At 73.0% G+C, this 14,821-nt stretch carries 9 protein-coding genes; 6 read left to right on the plus strand and 3 right to left on the minus strand.

What is annotated here, in order from left to right; all coding sequences use genetic code 11:
- The first annotated feature begins 34 nt into the window (after positions 1 to 34).
- The 4 genes from OO67_RS07300 to moeZ all read left to right on the plus strand — a co-directional run bounded on the left by OO67_RS07300 (position 35) and on the right by moeZ (position 4,405).
- Entirely contained in the window at positions 35 to 1,231 is a 1,197-nt protein-coding gene (locus OO67_RS07300; RefSeq protein ID WP_033298120.1) for a hypothetical protein, read from the plus strand.
- Positions 1,232 to 1,364: 133 nt separating this feature from the next.
- Positions 1,365 to 2,330, plus strand: a complete 966-nt coding sequence (locus OO67_RS07305) for an NAD-dependent epimerase/dehydratase family protein (protein ID WP_033298122.1) — start codon at positions 1,365 to 1,367, stop codon at positions 2,328 to 2,330.
- Positions 2,318 to 3,142, plus strand: a complete 825-nt coding sequence (locus tag OO67_RS07310) for a spherulation-specific family 4 protein (RefSeq protein WP_033298124.1) — start codon at positions 2,318 to 2,320, stop codon at positions 3,140 to 3,142. Before OO67_RS07305 ends, OO67_RS07310 begins: the two co-directional genes overlap by 13 nt.
- Positions 3,143 to 3,226: 84 nt before the next feature.
- Positions 3,227 to 4,405: an adenylyltransferase/sulfurtransferase MoeZ gene (gene moeZ / locus OO67_RS07315; protein WP_033298126.1), complete on the plus strand. Its 1,179-nt coding sequence runs from the start codon at positions 3,227 to 3,229 to the stop codon at positions 4,403 to 4,405.
- Positions 4,406 to 4,485: 80 nt separating this feature from the next.
- On the opposite strand, the gene OO67_RS07320 is transcribed toward moeZ, so the two are convergent.
- The 3 genes from OO67_RS07320 to OO67_RS07330 all read right to left on the minus strand — a co-directional run bounded on the left by OO67_RS07320 (position 4,486) and on the right by OO67_RS07330 (position 10,485).
- Complete coding sequence (locus OO67_RS07320; protein ID WP_033298128.1) at positions 4,486 to 5,985, minus strand: alpha/beta hydrolase; 1,500 nt, start codon at positions 5,983 to 5,985, stop codon at positions 4,486 to 4,488.
- Between the two features lie 80 nt (positions 5,986 to 6,065).
- Complete coding sequence (locus tag OO67_RS07325; protein WP_033298130.1) at positions 6,066 to 7,661, minus strand: alpha/beta hydrolase; 1,596 nt, start codon at positions 7,659 to 7,661, stop codon at positions 6,066 to 6,068.
- Between the two features lie 76 nt (positions 7,662 to 7,737).
- Positions 7,738 to 10,485: a lysylphosphatidylglycerol synthase domain-containing protein gene (locus tag OO67_RS07330; protein ID WP_033298132.1), complete on the minus strand. Its 2,748-nt coding sequence runs from the start codon at positions 10,483 to 10,485 to the stop codon at positions 7,738 to 7,740.
- 216 nt (positions 10,486 to 10,701) lie between these two features.
- Between OO67_RS07330 and OO67_RS07335 the strand changes: the two genes are divergently transcribed.
- Both OO67_RS07335 and OO67_RS07340 read left to right on the plus strand, forming a co-directional pair.
- Positions 10,702 to 11,112 carry an MGMT family protein gene (locus OO67_RS07335; RefSeq protein WP_033298765.1) on the plus strand — a complete coding sequence of 137 codons (411 nt, stop codon included), beginning with the start codon at positions 10,702 to 10,704 and terminating at the stop codon, positions 11,110 to 11,112.
- Between the two features lie 322 nt (positions 11,113 to 11,434).
- Positions 11,435 to 14,812, plus strand: coding sequence for an ATP-dependent helicase (locus OO67_RS07340; protein ID WP_033298133.1), 3,378 nt, complete (start codon positions 11,435 to 11,437; stop codon positions 14,810 to 14,812).
- Positions 14,813 to 14,821: the final 9 nt, after the last annotated feature.

Genomic DNA, 14,821 nt, shown 5'->3' on the forward strand with positions numbered 1-14,821 from the left:
CGAAGCGAGCGGCCTCGAGCACGGAGGAGTCCCGATGGGCAGACCGGCCGACGCCGCGGACGCCGGTGGCCGACAGCCGGCGGACGAGGGCTCGGGGGCGGTCCGTTCCGCCGTCCGGGCACCCGAGATCGCCTACCACCCCGCCCGCAGGTCCGTGGCCCGCCGCGGACCGGCGGACCCCGTGAAGGTGCTCATGCACCGGCACCGGGAGCTGTGCGAGCGCGCCGTCGACCCCTTGGAGATCGCGGCCGGTCTGGAGGCGCACGGACTCACCGACAGGACCGCCGCGCGCTACCGGCACCGTGACGTCTTCTCGCTCGCGGAGGAGCTCTACGCCCGTGTCCCCGGAGTGGGCAGGCCCGCTGCCCGGGCCCCGGGGTCGCAGCAGGACCCCGGCGACGGCGCGCGGTCCGGATGGGCGCTCCCGGCGCTGCTGCCCGGCGTCGCCTGTCTCGCGACGGCAGGGGTGCTCAGGGCCTCCGAGGGGGTGCTCGGCGGCGGGGCCCGTTTCGCGGTGACCGCCGTCGGAGCACTGCTCGTCGTCCTCTCGCTCCGGTTCTGCCTGCGCGGCGGCCCGCTGCGCACCCCGGACGGCGCCGAAGGCGTCACGCTGTACGTCTGCTGGCTCCTCGGCTACGTCGTGTACGGCGACGACCTGCTCGCCCAGGTCATCAGCGGCGGTCCCGACGGCGACTGGACCGCCGCGCCGGGCCCCCTGCTCGGGCTCGTGCCGGCCCTGGCGCCCGCAGCCTGGTGCGCCCACCTGTTCGCGGTGCACGCGCGCCACCGTCTCGCCGGGTCGCACGGCCTGTCGGAGTTCGGTGCCGGCGTACGCCCTCTGCTCTTCGGCGTGGTCGCGCTCTTCCTGGGTGCGCTGACCGCGCTGCTGTTCCTCGCCGACCTCGGCCACCCCGGTGCGGGCGGCGGCCTCGGCGGCCCGGTCGCCCTCGGCGCCCTGCTCTTCCTGGCTCGCCTGCTCGCCGTCCACGGCTTCCCGGAACCCGCCGCGACCGGACTCGCCGCCGCCTGCGCGGCAGAGGTGGCAGCCACCTTCCTGGTCCTCGCCGGGCGACTGCCGGGCCTGGGGCTCCTCGCCCGGCCGGTCGAGGCCGTCGTCGCCGCGGCGGGCACCGGCGGCGTACCCGTTCTCGCCTGTGGCGTCGCCGCCTTCGGGCTGCTGGTCCACGCATCGGTCACCCTCACCCGGGCATCCGCCCACGCCTCGGCCTAGCCGGGCCCGCCCACCCCGCGGAGCCGACGCCGCGGGTTTTCCGTACCGCACACACCTTCCTCAAGGAGAAACCGGACATGACCCCCCAATCCCCCGCCCCGGCAGCTTGCCGTCGGCACCGAGGGGGCGCGCGATGAGGGTTCTGCTGCTCGGAGCGAACGGATTCCTCGGCCGCTTCGTCGCCGACCGCCTGCTCGCCGACCCCGCCGTGCATCTCACGGCACTCGGCCGCGGCGACGACGCCGACGTGCGCTTCGACCTCGCGGGCGGCAGCCCCGGAGCGCTCACCCGCTTCCTGGACGCCGTCCATCCCGGGGTCGTCGTCAACTGCGCGGGTGCCACCCGCGGTGGCGCCCGGGACCTGACCCGCCACAACACCGTCGCGGTTGCCACCGTCTGCGAGGCCATGCGCCGCAGCGGCTGCAGCGCACGTCTCGTCCAGGTCGGCTGCGCGTCCGAGTACGGGCCCTCGCAGCCCGGCTCGTCCACCGCCGAGGACGCCGTGCCCCGCCCGGGCGGGCCGTACGGCGTGAGCAAGCTCGCCGCCACCGAGCTGGTCCTCGGCTCCGGTCTGGACGCTGTCGTCCTGCGGGTCTTCTCACCGGTGGGGCCCGGAACCCCGGCCGGCTCCCCGCTCGGCAGGCTCGCCGAGACCATGCGCCGCGCCATGCAGACCGGGGACCCCGAGCTCAAGCTCAGCGGCCTCGGGGTGCAGCGCGACTTCGTCGACGTACGCGACGTGGCGCGGGCCGTGCACGCCGCCTCGCTCTCCGCCGCCCAGGGCGTCGTCAACATCGGCACAGGCAGGGCCGTGCGGCTGCGGGACGCGGCGGCGGTGCTCGCCAGGGTCGCCGGATACGCGGGCGCACTCCACGAGCTCGACACGCCCCCCGGCCGGCTCCCCATCGGCGCCCCCCGCTCCTCCACCGAGTCGGTCGTGGAGCACCTCGCCGCGACTCCGTCCCCCTATCCCGACGGATGCGGTGCCTGGCAGCAGGCCGATGTGCGCACCGCGCGCGACCGGCTCGGCTGGCGTCCCCGCATCAACCTGGAGGAGTCCCTCGCGGACATCTGGATGGAGGCGGCGTGCCGTATCTGACCAGCACCGGCTCCACTCTGCGGACCGGCGGAGCGGAACAGCTCGGCGTCGGGGTGCCCGGATACGCCCATCCGCTGCTCGCGCCCGCCGAATGGGCCGGTCTCAACCGGCCGGGTACGCCGCTGCACTGGGCTGTGCTCAACATCGACGACGGGCCGGGCGCCCGGCCCGACCGGCACTGTCTCGAGGCCGCGGGCCGACTGCGCGACGCCCGCGAGCGGGCGCTGCACGGGGAGGCGCCCGAGGACACCGTCCGGGCCTCGGGGGGCAGGTTGCTGGGCCATCTCGACCTGGCCTTCGGCAGCCGCCCGTTCGGCGAGCTGGTCGCCGACGCCCAGTCCTATCTCGACTGGTACCGCGTCGGCGGCTTCTACCTGGACCACTGCCCGGCCGAACGCGACGGGCTTCCGGCGGTCCGTCGGCTGACCAGCACCCTCTCCGCGCTCCTGGCCGACAGCGACAGTGCGGACGAGGGCGGGCGGCTGGTCCTGGGGCACGGAACCCACCCGCACCCGGGCTACGCCGAGGCCGCCGACCAGTTGGTCACCTTCCGTGGGCCGTGGGTCGACTACCGCTGGTCTCAGGTGGCCGAGTGGACCGCCGTGTACGAACCGGGACGCTTCGCGCACTTCGTCCATGGCGTCCCGCGCACGCACCTGGAGGAGGCCATGCGCATCGCCCGCTGGCAGGGCGCCGGAACGATCTTCTTCACGGACCGGGACGGCACACACGGGCAAACCGACCCATTCGCGGCACTGCCCAGCTACTGGGACGAATTCGTCTCGCGGATCGGACCCGGTATCTCGGAATGAGGAGGGGCGTGGCAGTGTTACGGGAGAACAACCGTACGTAGATGAAGTACGTAGAATCCGACCACCTGCATTGTTGAGGTTCCTGTGTCGCTGCCACCCTTGGTCGAGCCAGCTGCTGAGCTCACCGTCGACGAGGTCCGCAGGTACTCCCGCCACCTGATCATCCCGGATGTCGGGATGGACGGACAGAAGCGGCTGAAGAACGCGAAGGTGCTCGCTGTCGGCGCCGGCGGCCTCGGCTCGCCGGCTCTGATGTACATGGCCGCGGCCGGCGTCGGCACGCTCGGCATCGTCGAGTTCGACGAGGTCGACGAGTCGAACCTGCAGCGGCAGGTCATCCACAGCCAGGCCGACATCGGCAAGTCCAAGGCCCAGTCGGCCAAGGAGACCGTGCAGGGGATCAACCCCCTGGTGAACGTGGTCCTTCACGAGGAGCGGCTCGAAGCCGAGAACGTGATGGACATCTTCGCCCAGTACGACCTGATCGTGGACGGCACGGACAACTTCGCCACCCGCTATCTCGTCAACGACGCCGCGGTCCTGCTGAACAAGCCGTACGTCTGGGGCTCGATCTACCGCTTCGACGGTCAGGCGTCCGTCTTCTGGGCCGAGCACGGTCCCTGCTACCGCTGCCTCTACCCGGAGCCGCCGCCCCCCGGCATGGTTCCCTCCTGCGCCGAGGGCGGTGTCCTCGGCGTGCTCTGCGCGTCCATCGGTTCCATCCAGGTCAACGAGGCCATCAAGCTGCTCGCCGGTATCGGTGACCCGCTGGTCGGCCGTCTGATGATCTACGACGCGCTGGAGATGCAGTACCGCCAGGTCAAGGTCCGCAAGGACCCCGACTGCGCGGTCTGCGGCGAGAACCCCACCGTCACCGAGCTCATCGACTACGAGGCCTTCTGCGGCGTCGTGTCCGAGGAGGCCCAGGAGGCGGCGGCCGGTTCCACGATCACTCCCAAGCAGCTCAAGGAGTGGATCGACGGCGACGAGAAGATCGAGATCATCGACGTCCGCGAGCCGAACGAGTACGAGATCGTCTCGATCCCGGGCTCCCGGCTGATCCCGAAGAACGAGTTCCTGATGGGCAACGCCCTCCAGGACCTGCCGCAGGACAGGCGCATCGTCCTGAACTGCAAGACCGGCGTCCGCAGTGCCGAGGTCCTCGCGGTCCTCAAGTCGGCGGGCTTCGCCGACGCGGTGCACGTCGGCGGTGGCGTCATCGGCTGGGTCAACCAGGTCGAGCCGGAGAAGCCGGTCTACTAGACCTGCGGTGTGACGTACGAAGGGGCCGGTTCCGCCGAGGAACCGGCCCCTTCGCGTGGGGTGGGACGTGTGGCCGGACCTCAGGAACAGGTGCGTTCGTCCGCCGGGACCTTCCCCTCGAGGAAGTAGGCGTCGACGAGCGAGGTCACGCAGGCGCTCTCGCCGTACGAGCCGTGTCCCTCGCCCTTGTTGGTCAGCATCACGCCGACCCCCTCACCGAGTTCGTCCGCCATCCGACGCGCGCCCTCGTACGGGGTGGCCGGGTCTCCCGTCGTGCCGATGACCAGGATCGGAGCGGCGCCCGGGGCGCTCGCCTCCGGGGTGTCGTGCTCCCCTTCGACCGGCCACCCCGCGCACCAGCCGGCCGTGTCCCAGGCGAGGAACGGGCCGAAGACCGGTGAGAGCTCGCGGAATTCGGGGAGCAGCGCCCGGGCTTCGGCAACCGTCGGCCTCGCCTTGGCGTCGGCGCAGGAGATCGCACGCTGCGAGTGGTTCCGGGTGTCGTAGTGCCCGTTCGCGTCACGGCCGTTGTACGAGTCGGCCAGCTGGAGGAGGCGGTCACCCCGGCCGCTGTTCTCGGCCTCGTCGAGAGCGGCCGTCAGCGTGGGCCAGTCGCTCCGCGAGTAGAGGGGCGTCACGATGCCGGTGACGGCGAGCGATTCGTTGAGCTCGCGGCCGGACGTGGTCGGCAGCGGCTCCTTGTCGATCCGCTCCAGCAGGTCCGCTATCCGCCGGGTGCCGGCGGCGGGGTCCTGGCCGCGGTCCCTCAGGTAGTTGTCGAGGGCGCGCTGGAAGCCCGTCGCCTGGTTGCGGGCATGGCCCACCGAGTCCGCCGTCGGGTCGACGACGGCGTCCAGGACGACTCTTCCCACGGTCTCCGGGAAGAGGTGCGCGTAGGTCCCGCCGAGCTCCGTACCGTACGAGATGCCGAAGTACGACAGCTTCCTGTCGCCGAGCGCCCGGCGGATCGCGTCCATGTCCCGGGCGGCGTTCGTCGTGCCGACGTGGGGGAGGACTGCGGGGGACAGGCGCTCGCACCCGGCCCCGAAGTCCGTGCCGTCCGCGACGAACGCGGTCTCCTCCGCCGCCGTGTCCGGGGTCATGTCGACCTCGCGGTAGGCGGTCTCCTGCTCCTCGTCGCCGCGGCAGCGGACCCCCGCACTGGCGGCGACCCCGCGCGGGTCGAAGCCCACCAGGTCGTAGCGGGTGTTGAGCTCCCGGTACGAGGCGGCGGCGCGCGGCAGGATGTCCACTCCCGAGCCACCGGGGCCGCCGAAGTTGAAGAGCATCGAACCGAGCCGCTCGCTCTTCCTCGTGGCCGCCTTGCGGATCAGTGCGATACCGATCGTCTCTCCGTCCGGCCGCGCGTAGTCCAGGGGCACGTCGAGAGTGGCGCACCGCCAGCCGGAGCCGGGTGCGGTGCCGCCCTCCGGGGCGTCACAGCGCTTCCAGTCCAGGGAGCGGGACTTCGACGACTGCGGGGGCGCCGGACCGTCGTCGCACCCGGCGAGGACCGCCGTCAAGAGCAGGACCGCGACGGCCGGTGCCGAGCCCCTCCGGGCCCGTCCCCGTACGCGCATGCGCGCTCCCCTCCCCGTGCCCGAAGGGCGCCACCCGGGGCGGCCCGGGCGTCACCGATGTCCGCCAGTCCAACGAGTGGTCACCCGCAGACCGTTCCCGACTTCGGGACCTTCCCTTCGAGGAGGTAGCCGTCCACCACCCTCTGCACGCAAGTGCTGCCGCCGTTGTACGCCCCGTGGCCCTCGCCCTTGTACGTCAGCTCGATCCCGACTCCCTTGCCGAGCTCGGCGGCCATCGCCTTCGCGCCGGCGTACGGCGTCGCCGGGTCCCCGGTGTTGCCGATGACCAGGATCGGGGCCGAACCGGGCGCGCTGACGTCCGGAGTGTCCCAGGCGCCCGCGACGGGCCAGCCGGTGCAGGACATCAGCCCCCAGGCCATATAGTCCCCGAACACGGGGGACGCCTCGCGGAACTCGGGGAGCGCCTTCCTGGTCTGTTCCAGGGTGAACCGCTGCTCGGAGTCCGCGCAGTTGATGGCCGCGTTGGCGGCGTTCGAGTTGTCGTAGTGCCCGTCCTCGGACCGGCCGTTCAGCGAGTCGGCGAGCGCGAGCAGCAGCCCGCCGTTCCTGCCGTCCGCCTCGTCGAGGCCCTGTTCGAGCAACGGCCAGGTCTCCTTGGAGTAGAGGGCCGACGCGATGCCGGTGGTGGCCTGGGTCCCGGTCAGCTGCCGTTCGCCGAGCCCGGGGACGGGCTTCTTCTCCAGCTGGTCCAGCAGCTCGGCGATCCAGTCCTGGACCTCCCGCGCGGTGGCCCCGGGGAGTCTGCAGTCGTCGCGCTCGGCACAGTCGGCGGTGAAGTTGTCCAGGGCGAGCTGGAATCCCTGGGCCTGGCCGAGCGAGGACTCCAGGGAGTCCTCCGTCGGGTCGACGACCGCGTCCAGGACGGCCCGGCCGACCTTTTCGGGATACAGGTGGGCGTAGACACCGCCCAGTTCGGTGCCGTACGAGATCCCGAAGTAGTAGAGCTTGTCGTCGCCGAGCACCTGGCGCATCAGATCCATGTCCCGGGCCGCGTTCGTCGTGCCGACATAGGGCAGCTCGTCCCCGGAGTTCTCCTCGCAGTCCGCGATGTAGGACTTCTGGTCCTCGACGAAGGCCTTCTCCTCCTCGGCGTCGTCCGGGGTGCCGTCCTGCTCGTACCGCGCGTCGAGCGCCTTGTCGTCCGAGCACTCGACGCCCTCGCTGCGCCCGACCCCGCGGGGGTCGAAGCTCACCAGGTCGTAGCGGGTGCGGAGGGTGTCGTAAGCGGTGCCGAAGGACGGCAGCGTGGCGACACCGGAGGCGCCCGGTCCGCCGAAGTTGAAGATCAGCGAACCGATCCGGCGGTCCTGGTTCCTGGCGGCGGCGCGGATCAGCGCCAGTTCGATGGTCCGGCCCCCCGGATCGGCGTAGTCGAGGGGGACGTCCATGAAGGAGCACTCCCAGGCCGCCCCGCCCGGCAGCGGCGAGGGGGACACGCCGCTGCCCTGGGCCTGGTTGGGGGCCGGGCAGGGCTCCCAGTCGAGCTTCTGGGACGTCAGCTCCTCCGTCGTCGCGGTGGGGGCCGCCGTCGACGCGGCCGACGGCGTCGACCTCTCCGTACCTCCGTCGTCGCCGTCGTCCGAGCAGGCGGCCAGCGGCAGCAGCACGGTGGCGGTGGCGAGGGCGGCGGCACGCAGAGCGGGAGAGGTCCTCATGAACCCATCGTGCGGCGGAGCGTGGGGGATCGCGCGGGGCGCGGTCCATGCGAGTGGCGCGCCCCGCGCATACGTTCTACAGCTCGCCCTTGCGGGTCAGCTGGTTGAAGCAGATCCAGCCTGGGAGCACCGGGAGCCAGAGCGTCATCACGCGGTAGAGCAGTACGGACGGCACCGCGGCCTCCGACGGCAGGCCCACCGCGATCAGACCCAGGGTCAGCGCACCCTCGACCGCGCCCATGCCGCCCGGGGTGGGCGCCGCGGACCCGAGGGCGTTGCCCGCGAGGAAGACCACCGCGATGCTCGCGTAGCTGAGCTCGGGGACGCCGGGGCCGCTGAAGGCGCGGATCGACGCGTCGAGGCACATGACGAACAGCCCGGTCAGCAGCAGCATGCCGCCGATGCCGGTGACCAGCTTCTGCGGCCGCTGCACCACGTCGAGCATGCGGGGCACGACGCCGGCGAACAGCGACCGCACCCGGGTGACGACGAACTTGCGCAGGAACGGGATCGCGGTCACCACCAGTACGAGGACGGCGACCGTGAGCAGGCCCGCGATGACCGTCCTCGACGGGGTGAGTGAATCCGGGGTCCTCTCCGTGCCGGTCAGGTAGCCGAACAGGGCGAGCAGCAGGATGTGGCAGCCGAGACCGAACAGCTGGGACGCGCCCACGCTCGCGACGGCGAGCCCCGGGCGCACCCCGGCGCGTTGCAGGAAGCGTGTGTTCAGAGCCACTCCGCCGATCGCAGCGGGGGCCACGATCTTCACGAACGACCCCGCGACCTGCGCCAGCACGGTCTTCCCGAAGGCCACCCGCTCGGGCACGAAGCCGAGCAGGCTCATGGCCGCGGCGACGTAGCTCAGGGCCGAGAAGCCCAGCGCCGCCGCCACCCACCCCCACTCCGCCTGCTCCACGACCGTGCTGAAGTCGGCCTTGGTGACCTGGGAGATCAGGTAGTAGGCGGCGATCGCGCCCGCGATGAAGCTCAGCAGGGTGCGCGGCTTGATGCGCTCCAGGCGGACCGGCTCGACCGGCGCCTGCGGCCTGATCAGCAGCACCTGGCGGCGGATCTGGGCCAGCATGTCCTCCTCGCGGGCCTCCTCCATGGCATCGTCGATCGCCCGCTTCTCGGCCTGCTTCTCGGTGCGCAGGGACTTGCGGACGGCCTTGCGGTCGTTGGCCGCCGAGGCGTCGGGCTCCTCGGCCTTCGCCTCCTTGGCCGCCTGCGAGGCCTCCAGCACCGCCTCACGCTCCCGCTGCGAACGCTCCCGGGCGAGTCTGCGGAGCGTCGCCCTGGTGGAGCGGCTCAGCGCGATCGGCTGGAGCAGCGGCAGGCAGTCGGCGACGGCGTCGGGCCCGAGCACGGCGAGTGCCCCGGCGACGGCCCGCTCGGCGCCTACCCGCAGACCGGTGGTGGTGAGCAGCTGGGCCACGTCCATGCGGAGGATCAGGTCACCGGCCGCGATCTCGCCGCCCCGCAGGTCCGTGACGAACACCGAACCGGAACGGTCCACCAGGATGGCGTCCCCGGTGAGCCTGCGGTGCGCGATCCGCCGCGACTGGAGCGCCTGTACCTGGCGCCAGGCGCCGCGCACCAGGTCGTCGGTGATCTCCTCGTCCTCCATCGCGTCCAGCGAGCGCCCGCCGATGTGCTCGTACACGAGCATCACGGCGTCGGGTCCGAGTTCGGACGTGGCGATCAGCTTGGGCGCGTTGGCGCCGGCGGCGATCGCCGCGTACGCGAGGAGCGCTTCCTGTTCCAGGGCCTGGCGCAGCGACTGGATGGAGCGGCGCTGGGTGATGCTGCGGAGGGTGAGCCTGCGCCACACCCGGTAGAAGAAGCCCTGGGCCTGCTGTTCGCGGTCGACGACCGTCACGTCCAGCGGTGGCCCCTCCTCCAGGGTGACCAGGTAGCGGCGCCCCTGGTCGCTCTGGTCGGTGTGGTCGGCGGCGTCCTCGGTGCGCATCGCGGCGACCGGCCGGAAGCCGACGTGGCGCAGACCGGCCATCAGGTGCTGGCCGGTCGGGCGGACGTTCGGCGAGCCGACCGCGTACAGCGTGCCGTACGCCACGGTCCAGCCGATCAGCACGGTGAGGACGATCGAGAACGGTGTGGTGTAGCCGCCGACCAGCATCGCGAAGGCGTCCAGGAGCAGCACCACCCACAGCACGACCCGCCAGCGCGGTCTGCGGGCCATCCCGACCGCCGTCATGTAGGCGATGACGGGCGCGAGGTATCCGTGCACGGGGTCGGTGAGCGAGTCCCCGGGCTGGAGCTGCGTCAGGGCCTCCCTGATCGTCCCGGGCGCCGACCGGGCGACCCAGAGATCGGTGGCCAGGGTCACCCCGTGGGCCAGCACGGCGGCGAGCACCCCGTCCGCGATCCGCAGCCCGTCGCGCTTCACCAGGCGCTCGATCGCGAAGGCGACCGGCACGAGGAGCACGGCGATGCTGGACACCAGGCCCGCGAGCTTGATCAGCAGATCGGGGGCCTGGTCGGTGCCCTTCGAGATGTCGTTCTCGAGGCCCGTGGTGGTCCCCTGGGCGAAGGCGGCGATGGAGAACAGCAGGGCGATCGCCAGGACGCCGACGAGGAGGCGCAGCAGATCGGAGGGGCGGTGGACCCGGGCCGGGAGCAGTGGCTCGTCCCCCGAGACGCGGTCGGTCAGGCTCGCGTCGGCCGACGCGAGCGTCGAGCCCGAGAGGTGCTCGCGGGAGCGCCCGGTGGCCTCCCCGGCACCGGGGGCACCGGTCTCCGGGGCGTCGGGCGCGTCCGGGCGCGGCTCGGCGTCAGAGGCGTCCGCCGCCTTCGGTGGCTGCACGCCCTGCTCCTTAGCCTCTGATGAATCTTCGTGTTCTCGTATCACCGGTCACCGCCCGCATGATGGTGGCACGGCCTGCAGACAGAGGGGGGCATCAGGGTGCATTGCGCGGGCGCGATGCGCAACATACGCTGCTTCGCCCGCGCGCGCACGGTGTGTGACCAGCACGACACCGTGCACGGCTCGTTGTCGGTGGCGTACGGCAGGATGGGACGGATGAGCGAAGACCGGACGAGCGGCAGCCGGACCGGGGCCGCGCCCGCCGACCCCGCGCCCGCCGAGCTGCCCGTCTACGCGGAGCGGGTCCTGGACGTGGCGGACCTCATTCCGCCCGGCCGCGTCATGACGTACGGCGACGTCGCGGAGTGGCTCGGTGACGGCGGCCCGAGGCAGGTCGGCCGGGTGATGGCTCTGTACGGCTCGGCGGTGCCCTGGTGGCGTGTGGTGCGCGCCGACGGAGTGCTCCTGCCGGGCCACGAACCGCGGGCGCTCGGCCACTACCGCGAGGAGGGCACGCCGCTGCGCGGGGCACCGCGCGACGCGGAGGGGCACGTACCGCGCCTCGACATGAAGCGCGCCAGATGGGACGGCGTGACCGGCAGTCCGGGCGAGAAAGCTCACATCTGACAGCTTCCGCCTTCGCGCCCCGCCGGGACAGGCGCCTGGCCGGTGAACGGGACGCACCGGTGCCGCGGCGGGCTCCACATGTGACGGGGGACGCCTCCCACCGCCTGATTTCCCTCTCACCGCTGGCGTAGCGTCGTCCACACGCGGCACCCTCGCTCCCTCATCCGTTTCCGTCACCGCCAACCGTTCCCGTCACCGCCGGGCCGCCGTACCGGGCTCTCGGCACCGTCCTCCACCACCAGGCGTCGGACCCGGGCCGTCACACCACCGACGGCCGGGCCACCGCGCAGACCCAGTACACCCACCAGGACCGGCGATCCACGTGAGCTCCTCCTCCACCACCCGGAACAGCCCGCACCGTCAGGCACGGCGGCGGGCTCCGGGCGCGTACCGGCTGGTGCGTACGCCGCCGGGCTCCGTGGACCCCCCTCTCCTGGACGCACCGCAACGCGCCGTGGTTGACCACCGGGACGGCCCGCTGCTGGTCCTCGCCGGACCGGGCACGGGCAAGACCACGACGCTGGTCGAGGCGGTCGCCCGGCGCGTCGCCCGGGGGACCGACCCCGCCCGCATCCTCGTCCTCACGTTCAGCCGCAAGGCGGCGGTCGAACTGCGCGACAGGATGGCGGCCCGGCTCGGCGGCACCCGGGGTCCGCAGGCCACCACCTTCCACTCGTACTGCTACGCACTGGTCCGTGCCCACCAGGACGCCGACCTCTTCGCCGATCCGCTGCGCCTGCTCTCCGGGCCGGAGCAGGACGTCGCCGTCCGTGAACTGCTCGCCGGGCAGCTCGGCCTCGAGAAGGCGGGGCTGGCCCACGTCCGCTGGCCCGACGAACTGCGCGCCTGCCTGACCACCCGGGGCTTCGCCGACGAGGTGCGAGCGGTGCTGGCCCGCAGCCGTGAACTGGGCCTCGGCCCGGACGCACTGGCCGCCTTCGCCCGCCGCACCGGCCGGCCGGACTGGAGCGCCGCCGCCCAGTTCCTCGCCGAGTACCTGGACGTCCTCGACGCCCAGGGTGTCCTCGACTACGCGGAGCTGGTCCACCGGGCGGTCCTGCTCGCCGAACGGCCGGAGGTGGCGGCCGCGCTGGCCCGGAGCTACGACGCCGTACTCGTCGACGAGTACCAGGACACCGACCCCGCCCAGGTCCGGCTGCTCCACGCACTGGCCGGGAACCGGGGGAGCGCCGCGCCGGGCGCGGGCGGCGGCCGGACGCTCATCGCCTTCGGCGACCCCGACCAGTCGATCTACGCCTTCCGGGGCGCCGACGTGAACGGCATCCTCGACTTCCCGGACACCTTCCGCCGCGCCGACGGCGCGCCCGCTCCCGTCGGCGTCCTCACCACGTCGCGCCGCTCCGGCGCACTGCTGCTCGAGGCCACCCGGATGCTCACGCGCCGGATGCCGCTCACCCGGCTGCCCTCGGCCAAGGTCCGCGCCCACCGTGAGCTGTCCGCCGTGCGCGGCGGCGGCCGCGTCGAGACGTACACCTATCCGACGCCCTCCACGGAGCTGGAGAACATCGCTGATCTGCTCCGGCGCGCGCACCTGGAAGAGGGGGTGCCCTGGAGGGACATGGCGGTACTCGTACGCGCCGGCGGACGTTCGATCCCGGCCGTGCGCCGAGCGCTCACCTCGGCCGGAGTCCCGCTGGAGGTCGACGGTGACGATCTTGCGCTGCGCCACGAGCCGGCGGTGGCACCGCTCCTGTCCGCCCTGCGCACCGTCGCCACGGCGGCGCTGCACCCCACAGCGGCCGACGACCCGGAACAGGACGGGGAACAGGACGGGGCCGGAGCCGAGGGAGACGGGGCGGCACCCGGCCGGATCGACACCGAGACCGCCCTCGCCCTCCTCACCTCGCCCCTCGGTTCCATGGACGCCGCCGACCTGCGGCGCCTCGGACGGGCCCTGCGCGACGAGGAGCGGGCCGCCGGGAACCGCGTACCGCCGCCGTCCGGAGCGCTGCTGGCCCGCGCACTCGCGGAGCCCGAGCGCCTGGTCACGCACGATCCGGCGTACGCCCGCGGAGCCCAGCGGCTCGGCGCGCTCCTGCGCGAGGCCCGTGAGCTCCTCGAGGGAGGCGGCACCGCCGAAGAGGCCCTGTGGACCTTGTGGAACGGCACCCCCTGGCCCGGCCGCCTGGAGCGGGCGGCGCTGCGCGGCGGCGCGGGAGGCCGGAACGCCGACCGGGATCTCGACGCCGTGTGCGCCCTCTTCGACACCGCGGCACGCGCCGAGGAACGCACCGGCGGGCGTGGCGCGCTCAACTTCCTGGAGGAGGTCGACGCCCAGGACATCGCCGCCGACACCCTGTCCCGGCGTGCCGTACGTCCCGACGCCGTACGCCTCATGACCGCGCACCGCTCCAAGGGCCTGGAGTGGCGTCTGGTGGTCGTCGCCGGGGTGCAGGAAGGGCTCTGGCCCGACCTGCGCCGCCGGGGTTCGCTCCTGGAGGCGGACCGGATCGGGCGCGACGGTCTGGCCGAGCCCCTCACCCCGGGGGCCCTTCTGGCCGAGGAGCGCCGGCTGTTCTACGTCGCCGCGACCCGGGCCCGTGAACGTCTCGTGGTCACCGCGGTCAAGGCACCCGCCGACGACGGTGACCAGCCCTCGCGCTTCCTCACCGAGCTCGGCACCGAGCCCCGGGACGTCACCGGACGCCCCCGCCGCCCGCTCGCGGTGGCCGCACTGGTCGCCGAGCTGCGGGCGACGACCGTCGACCCCGCCGCCTCGGACGCCCTGCGCGACGCCGCCGCCCACCGGCTCGCCCGGCTCGCGGCGCTCACCGACGACGAGGGGCAGCCGCTCGTGCCCGCGGCCCACCCCTACCGCTGGTGGGGGCTGAACGAACCCACCCGCTCCGAGGTCCCGCTGCGTGACCGCGACCGCCCCGTCACGCTCTCCGGCAGCGCGCTCGACCAGCTCGCCAACACCTGCGCCCTCCAGTGGTTCCTGGGCCGTGAGGTCAAGGCCGACGCCCCGGCGACGGCGGCGCAGGGCTTCGGCAACGTGGTGCACGTCCTCGCCGACGAGGTGGCCTCCGGACGTACCGCCGCCGACCTGGACGTCCTGATGGAACGCCTGGACTCCGTATGGGACGGCCTGGTCTTCGACGCCCCCTGGAAATCGGAGCAGGAGAAGGGCCAGGCCCGCGCCGCCCTGGAACGCTTCCTGCGCTGGCACGTCATGGACCGGGCCGGCCGCACCCCCGCCGCCAGCGAGCACGACTTCGACGTCACCCTCGAAGCGGGCGGGTACGCGGTACGCATCCGGGGCTCCATGGACCGGGTCGAACAGGACACCGAAGGCCGGGCGTACGTCGTGGACTTCAAGACCGGCAAGGGAGCACCGACCAAGGACGAGGTGGCCTCCCACCCCCAGCTCGCCGTGTACCAGCTGGCGGTCCGGGAGGGCGCCGTCGACGAGGTCTTCGACGGCCGCCGCCCCGACACCGGCGGCGCCGAGCTCGTCCAGCTGCGCCAGCCCGCCCCGAAGAAGGAGGGCGGCGACGCGCTTCCCAAGGTGCAGGCGCAGGAACCCCTCGCCGGGGAGTGGGTCTCCGGCCTGCTGGCCACGGCGGCCGGCAAGGTCCTGGACGAACGGTTCACCCCCACGACCGGGCAGCACTGCACCCACTGCACCTTCAGGGCCTCGTGCAGTGCGCAGCCCGAGGGCCGTCAGATCATCGACTGACCGGGCCCG

Source organism: Streptomyces atroolivaceus, assembly GCF_000717025.1.
GTDB lineage: Bacteria > Actinomycetota > Actinomycetes > Streptomycetales > Streptomycetaceae > Streptomyces > Streptomyces atroolivaceus.

Excerpts from the sequence above, each read along its gene's own strand:
- OO67_RS07335 (WP_033298765.1), top strand. The coding sequence starts at position 10,702 with ATGAGCGAAGACCGGACGAGCGGCAGCCGGACCGGGGCCGCGCCCGCC.
- OO67_RS07305 (WP_033298122.1), top strand. The coding sequence starts at position 1,365 with ATGAGGGTTCTGCTGCTCGGAGCGAACGGATTCCTCGGCCGCTTCGTC.
- OO67_RS07300 (WP_033298120.1), top strand. The coding sequence starts at position 35 with ATGGGCAGACCGGCCGACGCCGCGGACGCCGGTGGCCGACAGCCGGCG.
- OO67_RS07320 (WP_033298128.1), bottom strand. The coding sequence starts at position 5,985 with ATGCGCGTACGGGGACGGGCCCGGAGGGGCTCGGCACCGGCCGTCGCG.
- OO67_RS07325 (WP_033298130.1), bottom strand. The coding sequence starts at position 7,661 with ATGAGGACCTCTCCCGCTCTGCGTGCCGCCGCCCTCGCCACCGCCACC.